Below are 23,093 nucleotides of genomic sequence, written 5' to 3' on the forward strand. Positions count from 1 at the left end.
ATGGTTGGAGAATGGGAAAACGCAGAACCAGGGGTAAAACGTAAAATTTTCCCTCCAGGTGAATCAGTAATGATGATGGAGGTGCACTTTGAAAAAGGTGCGGAAGGCTACCAACATAGTCATCTTCATGAACAATTCACGTACGTCATGAAGGGAAGCTTCCAGTTCACAATCGAAGGTGAACAAACTATCGTTTCCCAAGGAGAAACGATTTTTATTCCAGGGAACCATAAACATGGAGTCGTGGCACTTGAAGAAGGTATTTTACTAGATGCATTTACACCTCTTCGTGAAGACCTAATCAAATAAGCCTTGGCTTATTTGCGCTCAGATTTTTTCGAGCTTGCTCGAAAAGTTACCTTTGAAAATCTGTGGCATCCGCCGGAGGCTTTAACTTTTTTCAGCCGGGTTTGAACTACGAGAACTTTATTGCTCCTAATAATAGATATCAGTGCTACTACTGAAAAAAGTTAATAGATAACAGGGAATCCTCTTGCTTGCAGGGGGATTTTTTTTATGCTGAAATGGTATAATGTGTACTAACACTTATGAATTGAGGTAGGTTCCATGTGGGAGAAAACAGTGCATGTACAGCCACCATATAATTTTGATCGCGTCCTAGACCGGCTATCGATAAATCCACTTATCGATTTAAATAAAGATAAACGCTCCGTGAAGGTACCATTTTATATTAAAAACGAACCTGTAGTTGTTACGGTCAAAGCAACTGGAACAATAGAGAAGCCAACTTTCGTAGTCACGGGTACTCAAACTGATTTAATGGAACAGGCTTTGCAGCAAGTTTCTCACATTTTTCAATGGGACGTACCATTAGATAAAATCCAGGCCCATTTTTTACAAACAGACCTTAGAGATATTTTCATAGAACATCGCGGGACACCGTTGGTCTTAGATTTCGATCCGTATTTTTGCTTGATGAAGTGTATCATCCATCAGCAACTTAATATGACGTTTGCCTATACACTGACATCAAGGTTTGTCACGACATTTGGCGAGGAGATTGAAGGAACATGGGTGCATCCTCGACCTGAAAAAATAGCGGAGTTAACGGTTGAAGATCTGAGAGAGTTGCAATTTAGTGGTCGGAAGGCTGAATATGTGATTGATACCTCCAAACTGATTGCAGCAGGAGAACTAACACTTAATGACCTCAAATCGAAAACGGATGATGAAGTCATAGAGACTCTTGTAAAAGTCCGTGGAATTGGAAAATGGACCGCAGAAAATTTTCTTTTATTCGCGTTGGGACGGCCCAATCTATTCCCGATGGCAGATATCGGAATCCAAAATGCCATCAAAAAATTATACAATCTTGAGAAAAAGCCATCCTATGAACAGATGGAAGAATACAGCAAGCCATGGGAACCATACTTAAGCTATGCCTCCTTGTACTTATGGCGGAGCATCGAATAGAAAGTTGTGTGTAATAATGAAACAACAAAAAGAAAACCAAGCAAAATTACAGGTGGGACAAACATTCCCCCTTACAATAAAAAGACTCGGAATCAACGGAGAAGGTGTCGGTTATTTTAAAAGGCAGGTCGTCTTTGTTCCGGGAGCCCTGCCAGGTGAAGAGGTAGTCGTTGAAGCAACAAAGGTCCATCCGAAATTCTCTGAAGGAACGATTAAAAAAATCCGTAAAAAGTCAGAGCATCGGGTGAAGCCACCATGTCCAATCTACGAACTATGTGGCGGTTGCCAGCTGCAGCACTTAGACTATCGTCAGCAATTGAATGAGAAGCGGGACATTGTGGTTCAAGCTTTTGAACGCTATGGTAAAACGCCGATTGAAAAGCTGAATATTAAAGACACAATCGGCATGGACAACCCGTGGAACTATCGAAATAAAAGTCAGTTCCAGGTTGGACTAGATAAGACAAAAGTGATAGCGGGACTCTACGGCCTTAATTCTCATAAGCTAATCGATATTGCCGACTGTATGATCCAACATCCTGCAACAAGCAAGGTCACTCAAACAGTCAAAATGATCCTTCAGGATTTAAAAATCTCAATCTATAATGAACGAAATCGAAAAGGACTTGTCCGAACAATCGTAACAAGAGTAGGCGTCCAATCGGGAGAAGTTCAGGTTGTCTTAATTACAGCTCAAAAAGAAATTCCACGTAAACAATTATTAATAGATGAAATCTCGAAACGATTACCAGAAGTGAAATCAATCATTCAAAACATCAATGGCCAAAAGACTTCACTCATTTTTGGAGACGAATCGATTCATTTACACGGAAACGAGGTCATTCAAGAAACCCTAGGAGACCTTTCATTCGAACTGTCAGCACGTGCCTTCTTCCAGCTGAACCCGGAGCAAACCGTCAAACTATATGACGAAGTAAAAAAGGCAGCACAATTAACCGGTAAAGAAAAAATCGTCGATGCCTACTGTGGAGTAGGAACAATTGGACTATGGCTAGCAGATGGTGCCGCTGAAATCCGCGGAATCGAAATCATCCCAGAAGCCATCGAAGACGCAAGAAAAAATGCCAAAAAACATGGCTTCCAAAACGCCACCTATGCCGTAGGAAAAGCAGAAAAACTCCTACCAAAATGGGTAAACGAAGGCTGGCGCCCAGACGTCATCGTCGTCGACCCACCACGCACCGGCTGCGACGATCAATTCTTACAAACTGTTTTAAAAGTAAAACCGAAAAAGATGGTGTATGTGTCTTGTAATCCATCTACACTTGCGAAGGATATTCAAGTATTGTCGAAGCTTTATCGGGTGGAGTATGTGCAGCCGGTGGATATGTTTCCGCATACGGCACATGTAGAGGCGGTTGCGGAATTGGTGCTAAGATAGTATGCAATCAATAATTAAAACATGTGGAGTTCGTCTCAAAGATATTTTTAAAAGATGTAGCAGGTCCTAAATAAGGAGCCTGCTGTTTTTTATTATGTGCCACTAAATCATTAATAGAATACTATTAGACTGAACATTCTCAAGCTATGCTTCTTGAGAATGATCTACCAACTTTAAGCAAAATTGTGATGAAAGAATGATCATCAATAATTTACTGAGAAAATTTCCGTTTACATGTAGAATGGGAATTTTTTTCTTTCACATTAAATTCCTGCAACAAATTTCCAATTACCCCACCTCAACTGTAATGATTTAACTTATACTGATGTACTAATCAATCATTTTTAAAAAATCATGTTCAGTAATAATTTTGATCTCTTTTCCTTTTTCAATAAGTTCGTAAGCTTTCTCCTCTTTTGTACTTAATCCATCTTCACCAACAAGTGATTTATCTTGCTTTCCAACAACTAAAAAATGAGTTTTGCTGCTAACTCCGGATTTTAAAACGCCACCTAAATCCGCAACCTTTTGCATTGCAGTTTTTCGTTCAATTGTCTGAAGTTCTCCAGTAAAGACGATGTTTTTCCCAAAAAGGATATGATTTTCATCAAACGTTTCAGTGCTGGCGGCGATTTCTGTCACACTTACCTTAGTAAACTTTCTTCTTTTTGCGAACGATTTTATTGGTTTTAATTCCGAAAAGGATTTTATAGCAATACTACGATGTAAACTACAATATGATTCTAGTGACTTTTTCTTTTTTGAATTTACACAATGAAGAACCAACTCCGCAGTTGCAAATGCATCAGCCAAAGCATCATGATGATTTTCTAATGATATGCCGAAGAATTCTGTTCTTTCTTTTAAAGAATTCCCCACAGTTACTCCTCTACATGCTCGTGTGCTTATTGCAATACTATCTATGTAAGTAAAATCGGGCAGTTCCAAATTATATTCCGTTAGACAAGCATGTAAAACACTCATATCAAACTGTGCATTATGAGCTACAAAAATGTTTGAATCTGTGAAGATATCTTTAATTTCCCTCCATATTTCATCAAATTTTTTTGCATCTTTAACAACATCTAACGTAATCCCATGAACATCCACCATCTCTGGATTAAATTTCAATCCAGGCGGTTGGATATAAATATGTTTTTTATCCACGATTTCATTATTCGCTACAAAAACTAAACCCATTGAACACGCACTACTTAGCTCCTTGCTGGCAATCTCAAAATCGATTGCGATAAAATCGAATTTTATCCCTCCAATTTTATATTTTTCCAATAAATATTTATCTAATTCCACTTTATTTTCAAATAACAAAGACGATGTTTCCGTTAAAAAATGATAATGGTCACTGTATGTACTTTTACGGATGGTATATGTAACAGAGAAAAGCTTTTCTTCCTCGTCTTTCCATTCTTTATATTGAATCGACTCTTTATGTATGAGCTTAAACTGATGTCGCCGGATCTCTTTCCCATCTTTCCTAACGATAATCAAAGCGTCGTTTTGAATATTATGAAATACTAAATTTTGATTTTTATATATGCCCTTGGAACTAAAACATTGCGTTCCATTTTCTAAATGCCTTAGTAACATTTCCTCACGTATAAATCCCGTAACAAGAACTTTCCCATCTTCAATATCTAAAATTCCACTTTTCAATTCGTTTACACGATCTTGTAACATTGATGAATCCCCCCAGTAATAATTCCCCATAAATTAAGACTATTTTACCATATAAACCCATACTAAAAATGTGAATTTTCTAATAAAAATTACCTCAATTAAAGGTCCACATCGTATTAAAGCGTTAGCACACTGGGGGTCAGGCCCTGCTTTTGGGCAATTTATTCAAGAGGGAATATTTGTTAAATGGAGATATTAGACTTTTCAGGAAAATTAATACCGGTGTTATCAAAATAATGGTAGAATTTTAGTTATAAAGTTATATTTTAGGAGATTGTGAACGATATGAATAATAATAAGTGGTACATATCCACATGGTTTATAGCACTTTTGTTTGCATTTTGGTTTTTAGTCATTCCACTTATAACTGGGGTATTTTTACTATATATACAAAAGAGAGAAAAAGTTAATTATCAAAGGCAAGTCGAGCAATTAATGATTACTAATAAGGAGTTAATGTCTAGGGAAAAGGAGATTGAATTAAGAGGGAAAGAAATAGAACGTCAGTTTATCGAGAAACAAAAAGAATTAATTGAAATGGAGTCAATCCATCGTGAAAGGTTAGCAGAAATTTCAAAAAAACATGAAATTTTGTTAAAAGAAAAAGAACATGCTATTAAAGAGGAAATAGAAAAACAAAAAAATGTATTATTCGAAAAAGAGGAGAAATTAAAGGAGTTGCTGGAAGAACACCAACAAAAATTACTTCAATTAACGAGGAATAAGGAAGAAGAGTTAAGTAAATTAGAAGTCAAACACCAACAAAAATTATTATTGGTGACAAAGGAAAGGGAAGAAGAATTAATCTCAAGGGAACAAAATATAAAAGTTAAAGAAAAAGATATTCAGCTTACTTTTTTAGAAAAACAAGAGGAAATAAGTAAATTAGAAATGGAGCACAAACAGAATCTTATTTGGATGACAAAAAAACGAGAAGAAGAATTAGTCTCAAGGGAGATGTCTGTTAGTAAAAAAGAAAATGAAATTGAAGAAATTATTGCGAAAGGCCAAGATGAGGTAAATAAACTACAGATTGAAATTAAGAGGTCGACAGAAAAGAGTAATATCCTAAAGTCCATGATAATTACTCTTGAAGATGAGGTATTATATCAATCGTTTGGATTCTATGATACTAGATTTGATCTCGAGAATTCAGAAGAATATAAACACTATCTTGAATTAGTTAGAAATGCACAAAAAAAACTGGTAAAAGAAAATAGGGCAGCTTTAACAAAAATATATCCAGATCATACGGGGATGTTAAAAAAAGATTCTTTAAAAAATAACAATATTAAATTAGCTATAAGGTCTTTTAATAATGAATGCGATTCTGTAATCAGTAAGGTTAAATTCAATAATGTTGAAATGTCGGAGAAAAGAATACGAGCATCCTTTCAACATATTAATGAATTAAACCACCATAATTCAATTGAACTTACAGATGAGTTTCTCCATCTGAAATTGGAAGAATTATTTTTGGCTTATGAATATGCACAGAAGAAACAGGAAGAGAAGGAAGAGCAACGTCGTATTAACGAGGAAATAAGGGAAGAACGTAAGGCTCAACAAGAGTTAGAAGAACAATTGAAAATATTGAATAAAGAAGAAAAACATATAGAAAATGTTATGCAGCATGCTTCACAGTTTAGTGAACAAAGAGTGAATGAATTAAAAACAAGATTGGAAGAAATAAGGCGTCAAAAGGAAGATGTTGATTATAGAGTTAAAAATACTAAGGCTGGGTATATATATGTAATTTCGAATATAGGATCTTTCGGAGAAAACATATATAAAATAGGAATGACCAGACGTTTAGAACCTATGGACCGTGTTAGGGAACTTGGAGGGGCTTCAGTTCCTTTTCGATTTGACGTACATGCCGTTATTTTTTCCGATAATGCGCCTGAGCTTGAAGCATCTCTTCATAGGACATTTAGTCATCGAAGAGTAAATAAAATAAATGAACGTAAAGAGTTCTTCAATGTCAGGCTAGAGGAAATAAAAAAAGTTGTTAATCAAAATCATAATGCAGTTATTGAATTCACAATGGTTGCAGATGCAAAAGAATATAGAGAAACAATGAAGTTAGAAGAGAAGATTGCGGAGCAATATATTGTTTAGTTATTGGTATTATTCATAGATATTATCTTGGAAGGAACAAAAATAAAGTTAAGGGAGGAAATTGTTTTGAACACACCACAACAAACAGAGTCAATTAGGAACTTAGTAGAAAATATTGATAAAGGAAATATCGTATTACCAGAATTTCAAAGAGATTTTGTTTGGGAAATAAAAAAGACTTGTGACCTTTTCGATTCTATAGTAAGGGATATTTTTATTGGGTCAATTATTTATGGAAAACCGACTTTTGAAATTACGGTCAGAGAGATTGATATCAGACCAAGGAAAGGTGCGGGAAGTCGTAGGAAACTTAAAATTACATCTTTTGAAAGAGAAGAAATAAATCAAAAATCCCAAATCGCCAATTTTAGGTTAATTTTGGACGGACAACAACGAGCAACTTCCTTTTATAGGGCCTTAAAAGGAATTGACGAGATTTGGTTTATTGCAAAAAAAGAGGATGAATTGGAGGATAAAGTTAAGGAAAAGGAATATAAAGACAGATCACTAGAAGAAATGTTGTATACATTTTCTTTACAAGAGGATGATGAAAGAATTTCAATTAAATTATCTGAGGCATATGAAATCTCTAAAGGTGATATGTTTGATGAGGATATTAAGAATAAATTCTTTGATAATTTACTCTTTGTGGCCGGTATGGATGATCTCGAGTCAAAAGCTAATTACAGAAGATATAAAACACTATGTATGAAGTTAGGAGAATTATTTAAAAGCGAATTACTATTGTCTTATTATTTATTAAATATGGATAACGAAAAATTTGCGTTATTTTTCGAACGTAGTAATAGTAAGGGTATACAGTTGAATTTTATAGATATATTAGCCGCAAAGCTTTATAAAGGATTTAATTTGAGGGATAAAATAGATGAACTAGAATCTAAGTATCCAAGTTATAAGTTTGATAGGGAGATTATTGTCCGAACTATTTCTTATATAGTGAGTAAAGGAAAAGATATTGATAGAAATTATATTCTATCAAATCTAAATTACGAGCATTTTGATTTATACTGGGATGATATATGTAAGCATTATAATCATGTTTTAGAATTTCTTTTTAAAGAAAACCTAGTTATTTCTCAAAATTGGATGCCTTATGAAAATATGGTAATTCCTTTAATAATATTTTTAAGGGAGTCTAATCAAAATGATTTTTCCCAAATGAATGAATGGCAATATGAATTTATTAAATATTGGTATTGGGCATCGATATTTTCACAAAGGTACTCTTCAGGGTCAAATGAAGCTATATTGCAAGACTCAAATGTACTTAAAAGTATTGCGAAGGGTATGAAAATAACTGATAGGGTGTTCTTTACACGATTAAAGTCCCAAATAGATTCATATGAAGATATTTTTTCATATTCAAGAAAAGTAAATGTTATCTACAAGGGAACTCTAAATTTAATCAATTATAATTCGAGAGGATTAACGGATTGGAATAATTCGAGTAAATTGTCATTAAGTAAAAAGTTAGAGGATCATCACATCTTTCCTAAAGAATATATTAAAAATCAGTTTAAAAATGATGAACAAGCAATTTCCTTAATGGATTGTGTTGCTAATAGAACACTTATTCCAAAAATCACAAATATTAAAGTCGGTAAAAAAACGCCATCCCAGTATATGATGGAGCTAAAAGCATCGAATGAAAAATTGGAGAGTACTCTTAAAGAGCATTTGGTACCAACTGAAATAGTAGAAGGGCTATATGATGAGTTTTTTAATGAATTTATTGAGGAAAGAGCGAGATTAATATTTGATTTAATAAAAAAGACCGTTATAGAGAAAGAAAAACAAATAATTGAACAGTATTATCAAGCTCCAAGGGTACAAGGAAATATAAAGATATTTGCTTCATATTATAACAAGAAGTTAGAAGCAACACTTGATGTCGATTCACAAAAGGTATTACTTTTAGGGGAAAGTCATTCGGTTTCTTCTGCAGCTGATAAGGCTAAATTTACCCTTTCTGGGAAAGCTGATACCTCAACAAATGGATGGAGATTTTGGAAGTACATTGATTATAGTGGGCAAGAAAAGTATATTGATGAATTAAGAAAATAATTGTTTTTCTTTTCGGACAATGATGATACCTATCCCTGTTAGCAGGGGTAGTATTTTATCATTAGAATGCATTTTTAGTGTAAAGCTGGGCACCCGATGATGATGCTGTTTCATACCTGAATTACTTCAACTTGTCATTAGCTTTATAAGCATACGCAGTTTCGCCCGCATATATCGTGACAAGCACCATTGGCCGTAACCAATAGAAACTCCATTCAAACCGTTTTCGCAAGAAGTCGTTCCCACTCCTTTAAGTCTAACAATCCGGCCTGAAAACAGCAGTAAAGACCTTGCCTAATGATTGCTCCGTTGATTTTCTGCATCGGCTTAACTCACATGCCCTTTTTTTTAGCGTTACTTAAGGGCATTCCCACGGTTATTTTTTTCAGTAGTTATCTACTAAAACGACAGCGTTTTGACAGAGGGTGACACTCTGACCCATCAAGGATTTCTTTTCGTGACTCGAATAACACCTTTTGAAAAATAGAAATGCAAGTTTTTATTAACTGAAATATAGGAGAATAAATGGGGGTAATTTGTATTTATTTTATTAATTATGTAAAATTAATTTCATAAAGAGCAGTGGTTTTCAGTTTAATGTAGAAGTTACAAATGAGTAACCTATTTTAACCTCAGCTATAGGTTAAGGAAGGTTACTTTTTTAAGTTTGGTTAATTTAATAGGGGGGACTATTTTGGTTGAATTTTTAAAGGATGATCTAATTGATAACCGTTATCTAGTAAAATACGTAGTTGGTGGAGGTGGCTTTGGTAAAGTTTTATATGTTATTGACCAGGAAAATGGAGAAGAAAAGGCACTAAAATACTGTACTTCTAATTCAGAAGAAGATATCCGCCGATTTAAAAGGGAAGTCCGTATTATGGAAAATATTGACCATGAAAATGTTATAAAAGTAATAGATTCAAATGTTGAGCATCATCCTCCATTTTTTACTATGCCTGTAGCTTTATATTCAGTATCAAAAATAATCCCGGATATTCAAGGGGATATTAATAGGGTAATTCCTGTATTTGAATCAATTTGTAAAGGGATTAATGCCATCCATTTTAGCGGCCATACCCACAGGGATATAAAACCCGATAATGCTTTAGTATTTGATAATTCTCAAATAGTAGTTTCCGATTTAGGACTGGCTAAATTTGACGAAAGAGATACAACAGTACTCACTAGAGCTAGTATTTATATGGGAACATATGATTATATGCCTCCTGAACAAATGATGTATGGGGGAACAAGGGACTTGGACCATAGGGGGGATGTCTATCAACTTGGGAAAACCCTCTATCACCTTTTAACTGGCTATAGACCAACAGTATTGAATCCAGATGCAGTACCTACTGGTATATGGTATGTAATACAAAGAGCAACACGTCAAAACCCTGATGAAAGGTATCAATCTGTTAATGAATTATTGGATGCACTACATGACGCTGTCAGAGCAACTGCCCCTGAAATGAACTCAAAAGGAATTTTTGAAGAATTATTGCTAGTGGCAGAAGAAAAATTAAAGAATAACCAATATGATCCAAGAAATATATCACAACTTCTTCAGCTTATTTATAGTAATGATGATATGGAGGAATACATTTCATTATTTCATAGTCTTCCAAATAGGATTCTTCAAATATATTCTTCTAATATGCCAACTGAATTTGAGGCCATATTGGAAAAGTATAAAAGAGCTATAGATGAAAAGATTGGCGAATATCCATTTTCGTTTGCAGAAAGTGTAGCCGACAAAATGGAAATTGTTTTTAAAAATACTTCTTCTCCAAATATAAAGAAAATAGCTATAGTAAGTGTACTTATGGCAGGCCAGAGACTTAATAGATGGGCTGCAATGGGAGTATTTGACCGTTTACTGCAAACTATAAGGGAAGAGGTAGATGCATATGCAGTTGCAGATGGATTAAGAGAGGAAATGTATGATTATAAAAGATTGTACGATAGAATTCCTAAAAAAGAATTACATCCTGCAATTCAAGTGGTTTGGGATATCTGTGATCGGGAAGACAGTGAGAACAATGATAATTCAATATAGTAATCATGTAAGTTTATAATTCTTTTATATTAAAGACTAAAGAAGCACCTATCGAGGTGCTTCTTTGTTGAGCCGGATGGGACTTGAACCGGTACGTCCTAGTACACTCGAGTTGTAATCGGGAGCCTGCCAATGCAGCCACAGGAATCATAATTTAACGATTTTATGTACTTGGCATTTTTTTTAAATAAATATTGATTGCTAAAAAAAGAAACTTCTCTTCAACTCTATCTTAGTTTAAGTAAATACGAAGATGAAAATCATACTATAAAAAATTATTTAAAGTGCTCACCAACACCCCATGTGGTGCCACATACACTCTGGATGGACACGTTGAAGCGATCGCGCAGTTGTTGTTGTTAAAAATAATAAATGGAAGGAGTAAAAAAGCACTCATATGAGTGCTAACCAAAAATATTAAAATAATTGATTACTCCAAAAATAACAATCATTAGAAAAGGTAATGCATAAAATATGGATTTGAAAAATATTTGTTTTCTTTTGTAATTATTCAATCTTTTCATTTCTTCAAAGGTTAAAGATCTTTCTCCAGTATTAGGAGTGTTTAAAACCATTAAAAAATCAATTTCATCATGATTTTCTACGGTAGAAAGAGTATTGTTGTATTTTTCATTTATTAGAATTATTTCATTATTAAAATTTGTAAATACAGCATTATTTAGCTTTTCTTCTATGTCTTCTAATTCAGTTATTAGTTTATCTAACATTATGTAGTTAGCTTTTAAATTAAAGTATCTTTCTTGGTAATTTTTCGAGTTAACAAAAAGTGAGAATAATGAAAGTGCAACTGATGAACTTAATACTAATAAAGAAACTGTGTTAGTACTATCAGAGTTAACATTAATAATTGAGAAAAATACCATCCATACTGAGTAATATACTGTAATTGTTTGGTGAAAATCATGCTTTTCTTTCAATCTCTCTGATGCTATAATACGTGCTTTTCTAGTTAGCCAAACCTTTCTTTTTAATTTTCCTATTTTCTTTTGCAAATAATCAGCCCCTTATGAAACACCTTGAGTGTCTTTTTCAAGCTCTCTCATTGCTTTATAAATTTTTTTATTGAAGATATTACTAATTTGTTCATCACTTAATCCCTTTAAGTCATCTTTTAATACCTCTACAATAAATCTCTTTTTATCATCTAAGCTATATTTATCGAAGTTTGGGATATAAGTTGTAGAATTTAAATTCTTACGTATTTCATTATAAGTTCTTTTGAACTTCCTTAACTTGTACTGTGTTACATCTTTTGTCATCCCAAAACGATTGATGAATTTTTCTACCAATATATCTAGCTTATGTGTTATCCATTCGTTGTTAGGGGAAATTTGAGAAAAGAAAAATACCCAACCATATTTATTTTTTTTGAAGATACTTCCAGTTATTTTTAAGTTTAATTGCCACATAAAAAAATCTATATTTTCCTTACCTTGTAGTTTTGCATGATAATAATCTAAGAACATTCTTTCTAAGGAATGTTCTAGTTTTGTAATTGAACTTTCCCTTACAACGATAGAATTTGGTTTTAATGTGTAACCTAAGTAATCAAAACCATTCATTATCAATCCTTCAGCTTTTTTATCATTATTTATTTCTAATTTATATTTAGTCTTTGAAGTTAGTTCACTAACTATTTCTTTTTTAATATCTTTATATTGTGTACTGCTACACAAAATTAAAATATCATCTACGTATCTAAAGTACTTATATGTAAGTTTATTTTTGTGTTTTTTGTCAAAATTAATAAGAAATATGCTTGATAATATATTTGAAATTGGTAAACCTTGTGGAACACCTTTAGTATTATTTGTTCTATCCTTTTTTTGAGTTTTTTCAGAAACAGTTGGTGTTCTTATTGCTCTCCATATTAAGTCTAAAACAGCTTTCGATCGAATTTTTCTTCTAACTTTTCTCATAAGGATATCATGATCAATAGAGTCATAGAATCTTGAAATATCAATTTTAATAAAGTAATCAAAATGCCCATTATTTAATTCTTCTTCAATCCCTTTTATTGTTGTTTGTACAGTATAATGTTCTATTTCATCTTTAAACCGTTCATGTATTATTTCTTTTAATAGTCCTAGAGTTATTTTGTCTCTTATAGTTGGAATTGAAATTTGCCTTGGGGGTTTGTTTACTCCTTTTAAGAAGAGTTTTTGTTTGTAGGGGGTAAACCTATATCTGTTGTTTATTACTTTATCACTAATATGTTTAGTATAAGATTTAAATTTTTTTTCGAAGAGTCTATTATTTATTTTATCAATTCCCACAGAGCTTTTAAATTTTAAGTTTTCTAAATAAAAATCTCTTACACTATCAATATCAAATTTTTTGTTTAACAGCTCTTTGCTTGATTCCATTTTTTAAGTACCACCTATAAATTAATAGGCAGTAAACCCTTTAAATTGATTGAAAACATTGCTCCAAAATGGATTAAAGTCACATTATGTAAGAAAATCTTCTTATTGATTAGTCTACCAGTTTTAATAATTAAGCTGGTTACCAAGAAAATGGAATAGTCTTGGTAAGGATTTACTGCACGGTATGATTATATCAGAAAATATACAAAATTGGATAAAAAGAGTCAATTATCATCAATTTTTTTAATTTTATTGAATTTTTTATTGTTAACTGTTTGACATAGTAATGGTTTCATTAGGCGAAAATTGAATATTTCACTCGATTAGAGCCATCTTCACGGACAAATTGAACCAGCATCACGGAAGGAGAACCACTGGCCTAAATATTGGATCTCGGACAATTGTCCGCCACCATTGATTTCACTTTTGTCTGACTTCACTTTTGTCCGTGTAGTGGTACTAATGCAGGTTAGCAAAAAATAAAGCCTATAGGCTCACCTGCAAAAAATAGTAACACGGACAAACCGATTCTTAGCAGTTGCTGGCGGGGCCCCGACCCCTTCCATCAACTACAAAGAATCGAGCGTTTCAGTCAATGGCAAGCAGCTTCGCTGTGGCTATGGATCTAACTCCGTTACAGTTGCTCTATTTTTCCGTGATAGGTGCTCATTTTGCCCGAGTAAGTGGTTCTTTTAAAACGAAATATTCAAAAATGATTGAGCATTACTTAAAAGCTACATAGAGCCATATTAGGAATAGGTTTTTTTATATTAAGAAGCTATTACAAGTTACTAACTCCATACAACCGCTGAATAGCAAAGGGATTACCTTTTTTATTCACTTAAATTTCACCAGCACCCTATGTGTTGCCACATACACTCAAGCCACGTTGAGTGCATAACCAAAATCATAAGATCTGTGTATCCATAAATAACATTTGCCAGTTAAAATAAAGTATTGCTATACAGACCAAGAGCCTGATATTCGTTTGCAAAACTGAAGCCCAATCCAAACAAGGATTGAGCTTATTGCCTATCACCTAAGCTAGGAAATTATCAAAAAAGGATCAAGGTAATATTGCAATCCTATTCTCCTTTTATTCATTAAGTCTAATAAAATATAAAATTTTTCAACATTTTAAATTTAGTAACATCTATACAAGGGCAGTGAAGAAATTGCTTAATACTTTAAAGCCCATTCGTATTGACGTACTAAAGAAACTACACTAATATAAAGTAAATTAGAGAAAATTTAAATTCTTTCATCAATAAGGAGGTGGTCTCCATGAGCAAGGAAATGGAATTAGTAGAGAAGCTAGATAGTGAGTTTCGTGTTCGCACATATATAGGAAAAGCTGCTATGGCTGTTACAGGACTTGCGGTCATTTGGTCGATTTTTCAAATATTTGCTGCGGGTTCTGGTGTTTTTGATGCGATCTCTTTAAGGGCTTGGCATATGATGTTTCTTCTTGTTGTTACATTTTTGCTTTATCCTGCTACAAAAAAAGGCAAACGGGTGCTTAAATTTCCGTCTGTATTCGATATCATTCTTATCTTATTAAGTATAGCGTCAACTGGCTATTTACTAGCTTCGTATAAAACCATAGTGTTACGTGGAGGCTTTTTACTACTACCGGATTACATATTTGGAGCTATTGGTATTTTGATGATTTTTGAAGCGGCGCGCAGGGTGGTTGGTAATCTAGCAATTTTAGCTTTAATATTTTTCCTATATAATTTCTTCGGCCCGATGGTCCCTGGAATCTTCGGACATGGTGGGTTTAGCGTCAAGCGCATCATTGATTACTTGTTCTACGGAAGCGAAGGAGTTTTTGGAATTGCAATCGGCGTTTCCGCAACCTTTGTGTTCTTATTTATCTTATTTGGTGCATTTTTGAGCAGAAGCGGGTTCAGTCAATTTATTAATGATTTCGCATTAACGATTGCAGGGAGATCTCCAGGAGGACCGGCAAAGGTTGCTGTTATCGCTAGCAGTTTGATGGGAATGATCAATGGTAGTGCCTTAGCTAATGTAGCAACAACGGGTACACTGACTATTCCTCTTATGAAGAAAAATGGCTATAAAGCTAGGTTTGCTGCGGCTGTTGAAGCGGTTGCCTCGACAGGTGGTCAATTTGCTCCGCCGATCATGGGGGCAGCGGGATTTGTTATGGCAGAGTATTTAGGTGTTTCCTATACTGTTGTCATGGTGGCCGCGATTATTCCGGCGTTTCTCTATTACTTAACTTTAATCATGGTTGTCCATTTTGAAGCGAAACGACTTGGGTTAAAAGGGCTTTCGAAGGATAACATTCCGAAAGCAATGGATGTGCTAAAGAAACAAGGGCATCTATCTCTTCCATTAATTGTATTAATGGGAATGCTATTTATGGGATATACCCCATTATATGCAGCTGTATTTTCAATCGTCGCCTGTGTTGTCGCAAGCTGGCTGCGCAAGGAAACGAGGATGGGACTAAAAGATATCATCTTGGCACTTGAAGAAGGAGCGAGAGGTGCAGTCGGCGTTGCAGTTGCCTGTGCCGTAATTGGTGTTATCATTGGTACTGTATCTCTAACAGGTCTTGGTCTGAACTTTGGCTATGCGGTGATGAATTATACAAATGATAGCCTGCTTATCGCTGGGTTGCTTGTAATGATTATGAGTATTATTCTGGGAATGGGTGTTCCTGGGGTGGCAGCGTATGTGATTGTCGCAACTGTGGGTGTTCCAGTATTAATTAACCTTGGAGTTTCACCGCTTGCAGCCCATATGTTTGTGTTGATTTATGCTTGTTTATCAAATATCACACCACCAGTAGCACTTGCTTCATATGTTGCTGCGGGGATCGCGGGTGCCAATCAAAATCAGGTTTCCTTAACTGCTGTAAAGCTTGGATTAACCGGCTTTATCCTGCCGTTTTTCTTTATCTTTAATCCGGCGCTGCTGCTTGGAGCAAATCCATATTCTGAGAGTATTATTCCAGCGGTTACAGCAATTATTGGATGTATTTCACTTGCAGCAGGGTTGCAGGGGTGGTTGATTACGAAAGCGAATGTGGTTCAAAGAGTTATCTTTGCAGTCGTTGGTATTTTAATGATTGCACCAGGTAGTTTAACTGACTATATTGGCATTGGTTTATTAATAGTAGTTTTAGTTTGGCAGTGGGTTGCAAAAAGAAAGTTGGTCCCAATCAGCCATTCTATAAACTAATTAAATAAAATAAGGGGGAGGACTACAAAATGTTTAGAAAGAAAAAAGGCTTTCTAGTATCCATGATGCTAGGTGCAGCCCTTATGTTAGGTGCATGTGGAGGTGGAGAATCTTCAAGTCAAGAAGGTGGCGGTAAAGAAGGGGCAAAGCAGCAAAATTTAAATTTCCCAACAGCAGGATCAACGGGTACCATCTATCCGTTAGGTTCAGCGATGGCAAACCTTTGGGGAACTGAAATTGAAGGGTTACGTGTCAATGCTCAAGCTTCCAATGGCGGGGTTGACAACTTGAACCAATTGAAAGAAGGAGAAGCACATATTTCATTCGCTACTTCCGGCATCATTTGGGAAGCTTATAACGGTGAAAGAGGATTTAAGGATCGCAAATATGAAGATGTTCGTATTGTAGCTGGTCTATACTACAATCCAAATCAGTTTGTTGTTCGAGAGGATGCAGGTATTGAATCTGTTGGTGATTTAAAAGGAAAGAAATTTGCACCAGGATCAACAGGAAGTACACCTGAAGTTGAATCAAGTATTATTTTACCAGCTTATGGAATTAACTATCCAGATGATATCAATGCTAACTTTGTTGGATTTACAGAAGCGATTGATTTAATGAGAAACAAGCAAATTGACGGTGCTTTAATCCAAGCAGGGCTTCCAACTGCTGCGGTTACAGAAATGACTTCTACTGCTGACGGTAAATTAATTGGAATTGAGCCGGAAATCCGTAAACAATTAATGGAAGAATATCCTTGGTATTCAGAAATGACGATCCCAGCTGGCACATATGAAAACCAGGAAGAGGATGTTGATACACTTGCGATTAAAATGATGTTAATAGCTGATGCATCAGTTGACGAAGAAACGATCTACCAAATGACAAAAGTATTCTGGGAAAACCTAGATCAGCTTGAGACTACTCATGCCATCGTTAAGCAAATGGAAATCAAAAATGCAGTAACCGAGCTTGCTGGTATTCCATTGCATGATGGTGCGAAGCGTTATTATGAGGAGAAAGGGTTATTAGAAAAATAAGATTAGATTTTTTTGGAGTGTCAGGACAATTTTGTTCTGGCTCTTTTTTTATTTTTGTGTTGGTAAATTGGAATCTTTTATCCTTGTTTCTTCCTTTGCTTTTAAGAGAGAATTCAAACAGGTTATGGCGGAAGCCGAGGGGCTGTATTTAGGGATAGTTGGTTTTTAAACCATCTCCTTAGTTTTTTTAACGGAGCTCTACTCACCAACACCCATGTATTGCTAAATGCACTTCACGCATGTGTGGGCTGTTGGAGTCGAACAATGCCCAATCCAAACAAGGATTGGGCTTATTGCTTATCACCTATGCGTGGAACTATTTGTGAAACAAGATTTTTCGGGTCGTCACTGTGACGTATCCTAACTGTCAATCTCTTTTATAACAAACCCTCTTGCAAAGGTATTTAAAATACGTATGAGCCGCTCTGTCATTTCACCGGGTGTCACATCAAAATCCCGCGCAATCCAGTCCATAATTAACCCTGCTGTACCATATGCCATATAACGCTTTTGGTGGTAATCATCAACAGAAGGCACATCGTATAGAATATCAAATTTATTTTTCAATAAATTAAATATCGCTTCAGGCAGTTGCTGGTGAATGTGTGGCAAAGTATCTTCTAAAAGTAATAATGTAAAGTAATCTCGGTGATCGTAAATATAATACAACAAGTCAAAGGAGTTTGTTGTTAACTCTTCTACTTTTACCCGACTATCGCTTTGGTATTTAGACATGCTGTAATATTGAATGGCTTCAAACATTTCATCCATTAACTCTTCCACAAGATCATATATGTTTTGATAATACACATAATAGGTTGTTCGATTATATTGCGCATGATCAACGATGTCCTTCACCGTAACAGCACTATATCCCTTTTTATGTACCATTTCAATAAATGCTTTTTTTAAGAAATTTTTTGTTCGCATTGCTTGGTTGGAATTGGATTTCATCATATTCCTCTCCTATTAGACAGATTTGATGAAAGTGTTGGTATCCTCAACATTATAACAAATATTAAGGATGGTTTATAGCAAAAGAAACCTAGTAAACTATAATTGTAGCAAGAATTTTTAGGGGAAATTACAAAAAAAAATTTGAACAATTTGGAGGAGATAGTATGAGAGGTTGGCTATTTTCAGGTACAAATAAACCACTAGAATTGATTGAAAAAGAAGATCCGAAAGCGATTCCAGGTCACGTTGTAATAGACGTGAAAGCTGCTGGCCTATGCCATTCAGACGTTGCAGCACTACAAGATCCAGGTTGGATGTCACTTTTCCCAAATGGTCCTGTTATTATGGGGCATGAGTTTGCTGGGGTAGTTATTGAAGTGGGTGAAGGTGTTGAAGGTTTTAAAGTTGGAGACCGTGTTGGGGCTAACCCAATGAATAGAGAAACAAAAGTAACTGCTGGGTATAACTATGACGGCGGGTATGCAGAAAAAGTACGTGTTCCTGCAGATCAATGCGTAATTATTCCTGAAGGCGTTTCCTATGTAGAAGGAGCAGCTTCAACAGATGCAGGGATCACAGCATATCGTGCTCTTTTCAGTATTGGACAAGCTAAAGAAGGTACAAAACTAGGAATCATCGGTATCGGTGGTCTAGGTCAATTTGCTCTACAAATGGCTCTAATTAAAGGTTGCGAAGTATACGCTACCGATGTTTCTGAAGGAGCTCGAAAACTTGCTGAAGAACTAGGGGCTACTAAAGTTTACGATACTATTCTAGATATGAAAGAAGCAGAATGTGACGTTATTGTTGACTTTGCTGGTTTTGGACAAACAACTTCTGACGCACTGGAAGCTGTAAGACCAAAAGGAACAGTTGTCATTGTTGGTATGGGTAAATTAGAATCTAATATCAATACGTACTTAATGATTACAAAAGAAATTAAGCTTTTAGGAAGCAATGGTGGATCCGTAGAAGACTTAAAAGGTGTATATGATTGCTTCGCTACTGGAAAAATGAATCCAGCTCTTATCACAATCCCGTTTGAAGAAGTCGACAAAGGGATTGAAAAACTGAAAAACCATGAAGTAAAAGGGCGCTTAGTAGCTGTATTTGAATAAATGTAAGTTTTCTTTATAAAAGTAGAGGTTGGGATATAACAATCCTCTGACATGAAAAAGCCTGTGAAATTTTGTTGTAAAATTTCACAGGCTTTTATACTTTTAGCCCGCAAACTTAAAATGTCATATTTTTATCACAAACTTCGGTTATCTAAGTTTTTAAAATTGTATTACTCTTTCCTTGACTATTATATTAATAAAATATAGTCCTGTAATTTCTTAAAGCGAAAAAGGGAAAGAATCTTTGATTATCAGTTATTAAACAAACATATAGTTTTCATCTAATGAAAAAGTATTATATTAATACTCCGATGGATTTTTTAAAATATTTCTGCTTTTTTCTTTAGTATTCCCTCCAAGAAAGTACTATGATACTATCTTATAGGTTTTGGAATTAGAAGATATTTCATCACAGATTAGAGTATTACTGGTTTTGATCATCACCCATTCCAAAATCATAAAAAATATTATTGGAGTGTATGATGAAAACAAAAGAGAATGTTCAAAGTGAAAATATGGAACTCTTAATAGAAATCTTTCATCTTAGAAATACCTTAAGCGAAATATACTCTCAAAAGGGACCAGATAACTCTGTATATCTTTCACTTTCAATAAAGTTAAAATTACTTGTTAATTTGTATATTGATGAAAAAATTTCTATGTTGAAAGATGAGTTTATTTTGTCAAAACATCACTCAAACTAAAAGACAAAGAGTGCTGTTATAAAGAATGCCTGATACACAATATGTGGTGTCAGGCATTCTTTTTTGATATAAAAATCTCTATCTAAATATAGATAATTACCACGTTAAGAAATGACAATAAAACTAAAAGGGAAATGATTATTTTCACGATTTAAAATTGGTCGCTAAAGCTACAGTTTTTTAAATTTAAGATGACAAGAATAAATAGAAGGATTACATGCAGAAAATGCTAGATATCTTTTTTAAAAAATATTGACTAGACACTAATTGGTGTCATATAATTTAGGACACCGATTAGTGTCATTTATATATAATAAGGGGGGAGGATTTTGAACAATACTCACCAAAAGCACGATGTTTTTGTAGCAATTGCAGATCCAACAAGACGTAAATTAATACGTTTGTTGGCAGGTGCAGAAGAATTACCTCTTCACGAACTAACTCCTCATTTTGAAATGGGTCGGACTGCTGTGTCTAAACATTTGGCTATCCTTAAAGATGCTGATTTAGTTACTAACCGTAAAATAGGTAGAGAAACAAAGTACCGACTAAATCCAGCTCCCTTACAGGAAGTGAAGGATTGGTTAGCTTTTTATGAAAAGTTTTGGAATGAAAGAGCGATATTACTTAAGAATATATTGGAGGAATAGAAAATGGCAGATTTATCATTAGATTTTCAATTTAAGAGTCCAATCAACAAGGTATGGGATGCATTAACACATTCGGATACACTTGCACAATGGGTAATGGAAAATGACTTTAAGCCAATTGTAGGATATAAATGTCAGTTTCGAAATAAGGATATAGATTTAATTGTTGATAGTGAAGTATTGGTAGTAGACAAGCCTAATAAGCTATCTTACACATGGGTAGGTGGGCCGGTAAACACGATCGTCACATGGACATTGAAAGAAGAGAATGGGACAACCTACCTACACCTTGAGCAGACTGGATTTGAAAATGAGAATGTTCAAGCGTTCAACGGTGCGAAGTATGGTTGGGCATATAAGATTGAAGAGCTTAAAAAAGTGTTAGAGGAAATTTGAACGAAATCATAGGAGGATATAAATTGGAGGTTTTTGTTAAATTTTTAGCGGGGATTGATGACCATTTCCACAGAGAAAGAACAGAAGAAGTATTAACTTGGATAACAGATAAATATCCAAATTTAAAGAAAGAAATTAAATGGAATCAACCAATGTTTACGGATCATGGCACATATATAATTGGCTTTAGCGTTTCTAAAAAGCATTTAGCCGTCGCTCCTGAAAGTGTAACGATTACTCATGTAGAGGATGACATTGTAAAGGCTGGCTATGATTACACAAAGGAGATTATACGTATTCCTTGGAAAAGTCCGGTAGACTACACACTACTTGAGAAAATGATTGATTTTAATATTAAGGACAAGGCAAACTGTACAACTCTCTGGAGGAAATAGAAAAATATAGGATAGCCCTTAGAAAGTGTATGAGGGCTTCTGTGAGTCTAAAAGGAGATAATGAAATGGGATTTTTTCAAGATATGATTGCAGTATTTAAAAAGAGACAATTAGTATTTATAGAAAGCTATAAAGAATCAGATGATGTGTATACATTTGTATTTGAAAAAGAGAAAAATCTAACCTGGAAAGCAGGGCAGCATGGATTGTTTAGTATTACTCATAAAAAAGTGAAAAATCCTACTAAACCTTTTACAATAGCAGCTGCTCCAAGTGAAAATGTTTTAAAATTAACAATGAAAATAAATGATAACCCAAGTGATTTTAAGAAGGAAATGTTAGAACTAAAACAGGGAATGACGATTGGTATGTCTGGCCCTTTAGGGTCATTTAATGTAAACGATGATCGTCCTACTGTCCTTATTGCTGGAGGAATTGGAATCACACCGTTTCGATCCATCGTAAAAGAGATTGAGGCAGAGGGAAAAGGTAATAAGAAGCCAATTCACCTACTCTATATGGATAGTGAAAAGTCTTATCTATTTAAAGATGAACTTGATGCCAATAATGCCTCAATAAGTACCACGTATCTTGATTCTAGGGATAACTTACATCAGGAGATAAATAAGTTAGCTAATCTGTATCAGAACAATGTTCAATATTTGATTGCAGGGCCAAAGTCAATGGTGGATTCAATTTCTAGTTACTTACAAAATAATAGTATTTCAAAAAAGAATATCAAAAAAGATGCTTTTTATGGCTATTAAAGGATGAGTTGAGGAAGTTGAATTCATTTATGAAACCAAGAATCACTGTCATTACATTAGGTGTAGATGATTTGGAAAAGGCACTAAAATTAGGGTTATTTCAATAGATTTGATTGTTCACTTGAACTATATTAAAAATTTTTTTAAAGGAGGTAGAATACACAGGATGGAAACGCTCTTTATTGAAAAAGAAATTAACGTATATTGTATAACCGCTAAGTCTTTTCCAAATGAAGTTTTGGAGGCTCATCAGAAACTTCATAAGATAATTCCTTTTTCGGAAGAAAGAAGGTACTTTGGTTTATCAAGGCCGGAAAATGGTAAGATTGTGTACAAAGCAGCTGCAGAAAAATTAGTAAAAGACGCAGAGGAAAAAAATGAATGCGAGTCTTTCATTATTAAAAGTGGTAACTACAGAACCATTACCATATTGAACTTTAAAAATGATTCACAAGGTATAGGAACAGCTTTTGAAAAGCTAATTTCATATTCCGACATTGATCCTAATGGCTATTGCATCGAATGGTATTTAAATGATCAAGATGTGAAGTGTATGGTTAGGTTAATAGATAATTAAATGAATTTTGTATCCCATTAAAGGGCCTGACCCACTGGCCTTGCATGAATGTAAAAAAATAATATATATTCAAAAATTTTACATTAA

19 protein-coding genes are annotated in these 23,093 nt (G+C 34.4%); 15 read left to right on the forward strand and 4 right to left on the reverse strand.

The annotated features are described in order from the left end of the window. From ACFSFW_RS10280 to rlmD, 3 genes are all read left to right on the forward strand, one after another. Positions 1-309, forward strand: coding sequence for a cupin domain-containing protein (locus tag ACFSFW_RS10280; RefSeq protein ID WP_388037740.1), 309 nt, complete (start codon positions 1-3; stop codon positions 307-309). Positions 310-567: 258 nt separating this feature from the next. After that, on the forward strand, positions 568-1,434 hold the full coding sequence (locus ACFSFW_RS10285) for a DNA-3-methyladenine glycosylase family protein (RefSeq protein WP_388037743.1): 867 nt from the start codon (positions 568-570) through the stop codon (positions 1,432-1,434). A gap of 16 nt (positions 1,435-1,450) precedes the next feature. After that, positions 1,451-2,836: a 23S rRNA (uracil(1939)-C(5))-methyltransferase RlmD gene (gene rlmD, locus ACFSFW_RS10290; protein ID WP_388037746.1), complete on the forward strand. Its 1,386-nt coding sequence runs from the start codon at positions 1,451-1,453 to the stop codon at positions 2,834-2,836. A gap of 330 nt (positions 2,837-3,166) precedes the next feature. Here rlmD and ACFSFW_RS10295 read toward each other — a convergent pair whose 3' ends face one another. Beyond that, the gene (locus ACFSFW_RS10295) at positions 3,167-4,534 is read right to left on the reverse strand and encodes an exonuclease domain-containing protein (protein ID WP_388037748.1); all 1,368 of its coding nucleotides are present in this window, start codon (positions 4,532-4,534) and stop codon (positions 3,167-3,169) included. Between the two features lie 285 nt (positions 4,535-4,819). Here ACFSFW_RS10295 and ACFSFW_RS10300 point away from each other — a divergent pair, with 285 nt between their 5' ends. From ACFSFW_RS10300 to ACFSFW_RS10310, 3 genes are all read left to right on the forward strand, one after another. Beyond that, positions 4,820-6,655, forward strand: coding sequence for an SNIPE associated domain-containing protein (locus ACFSFW_RS10300; RefSeq protein ID WP_388037750.1), 1,836 nt, complete (start codon positions 4,820-4,822; stop codon positions 6,653-6,655). 66 nt (positions 6,656-6,721) lie between these two features. Next, entirely contained in the window at positions 6,722-8,740 is a 2,019-nt protein-coding gene (locus tag ACFSFW_RS10305; RefSeq protein WP_388037752.1) for a GmrSD restriction endonuclease domain-containing protein, read from the forward strand. 694 nt (positions 8,741-9,434) lie between these two features. Further along, positions 9,435-10,802: a serine/threonine-protein kinase gene (locus tag ACFSFW_RS10310; RefSeq protein WP_388037755.1), complete on the forward strand. Its 1,368-nt coding sequence runs from the start codon at positions 9,435-9,437 to the stop codon at positions 10,800-10,802. Between the two features lie 404 nt (positions 10,803-11,206). On the opposite strand, the gene ACFSFW_RS10315 is transcribed toward ACFSFW_RS10310, so the two are convergent. Continuing rightward, positions 11,207-11,815, reverse strand: coding sequence for an SLATT domain-containing protein (locus ACFSFW_RS10315; RefSeq protein ID WP_388037758.1), 609 nt, complete (start codon positions 11,813-11,815; stop codon positions 11,207-11,209). A gap of 12 nt (positions 11,816-11,827) precedes the next feature. Continuing rightward, positions 11,828-13,189 carry a reverse transcriptase domain-containing protein gene (locus tag ACFSFW_RS10320; RefSeq protein WP_388037761.1) on the reverse strand — a complete coding sequence of 454 codons (1,362 nt, stop codon included), beginning with the start codon at positions 13,187-13,189 and terminating at the stop codon, positions 11,828-11,830. Between the two features lie 1,284 nt (positions 13,190-14,473). Between ACFSFW_RS10320 and ACFSFW_RS10325 the strand changes: the two genes are divergently transcribed. After that, positions 14,474-16,402: a TRAP transporter permease gene (locus ACFSFW_RS10325; protein WP_388037764.1), complete on the forward strand. Its 1,929-nt coding sequence runs from the start codon at positions 14,474-14,476 to the stop codon at positions 16,400-16,402. 29 nt (positions 16,403-16,431) lie between these two features. Continuing rightward, positions 16,432-17,442, forward strand: a complete 1,011-nt coding sequence (locus ACFSFW_RS10330; protein WP_388037767.1) for a TAXI family TRAP transporter solute-binding subunit — start codon at positions 16,432-16,434, stop codon at positions 17,440-17,442. A 360-nt stretch (positions 17,443-17,802) separates the two neighbouring features. On the opposite strand, the gene ACFSFW_RS10335 is transcribed toward ACFSFW_RS10330, so the two are convergent. Then, positions 17,803-18,399, reverse strand: coding sequence for a TetR/AcrR family transcriptional regulator (locus ACFSFW_RS10335; RefSeq protein WP_388037770.1), 597 nt, complete (start codon positions 18,397-18,399; stop codon positions 17,803-17,805). 164 nt (positions 18,400-18,563) lie between these two features. Between ACFSFW_RS10335 and ACFSFW_RS10340 the strand changes: the two genes are divergently transcribed. The 7 genes from ACFSFW_RS10340 (at position 18,564) to ACFSFW_RS10370 (ending at position 23,006) form a co-directional block, all read left to right on the forward strand. Then, entirely contained in the window at positions 18,564-19,517 is a 954-nt protein-coding gene (locus ACFSFW_RS10340; RefSeq protein ID WP_388037772.1) for a zinc-binding dehydrogenase, read from the forward strand. Between the two features lie 482 nt (positions 19,518-19,999). Beyond that, the gene (locus ACFSFW_RS10345; protein ID WP_388037775.1) at positions 20,000-20,221 is read left to right on the forward strand and encodes a hypothetical protein; all 222 of its coding nucleotides are present in this window, start codon (positions 20,000-20,002) and stop codon (positions 20,219-20,221) included. A gap of 329 nt (positions 20,222-20,550) precedes the next feature. Next, on the forward strand, positions 20,551-20,871 hold the full coding sequence (locus ACFSFW_RS10350; RefSeq protein ID WP_388037777.1) for an ArsR/SmtB family transcription factor: 321 nt from the start codon (positions 20,551-20,553) through the stop codon (positions 20,869-20,871). Positions 20,872-20,874: 3 nt separating this feature from the next. Further along, positions 20,875-21,267: an SRPBCC family protein gene (locus tag ACFSFW_RS10355; RefSeq protein ID WP_099355517.1), complete on the forward strand. Its 393-nt coding sequence runs from the start codon at positions 20,875-20,877 to the stop codon at positions 21,265-21,267. A 23-nt stretch (positions 21,268-21,290) separates the two neighbouring features. Beyond that, positions 21,291-21,662 carry an iron chaperone gene (locus tag ACFSFW_RS10360; protein ID WP_388037780.1) on the forward strand — a complete coding sequence of 124 codons (372 nt, stop codon included), beginning with the start codon at positions 21,291-21,293 and terminating at the stop codon, positions 21,660-21,662. Between the two features lie 65 nt (positions 21,663-21,727). Further along, entirely contained in the window at positions 21,728-22,429 is a 702-nt protein-coding gene (locus tag ACFSFW_RS10365; RefSeq protein ID WP_388037783.1) for an FAD-dependent oxidoreductase, read from the forward strand. A gap of 166 nt (positions 22,430-22,595) precedes the next feature. Continuing rightward, entirely contained in the window at positions 22,596-23,006 is a 411-nt protein-coding gene (locus ACFSFW_RS10370; RefSeq protein ID WP_388037785.1) for a transcriptional regulator, read from the forward strand. The last annotated feature ends 87 nt before the right edge of the window (positions 23,007-23,093 follow it).

Origin of the sequence: Ferdinandcohnia salidurans, from assembly GCF_042680725.1 — a bacterium.
Lineage (GTDB): Bacteria > Bacillota > Bacilli > Bacillales > Bacillaceae_L > Ferdinandcohnia > Ferdinandcohnia salidurans.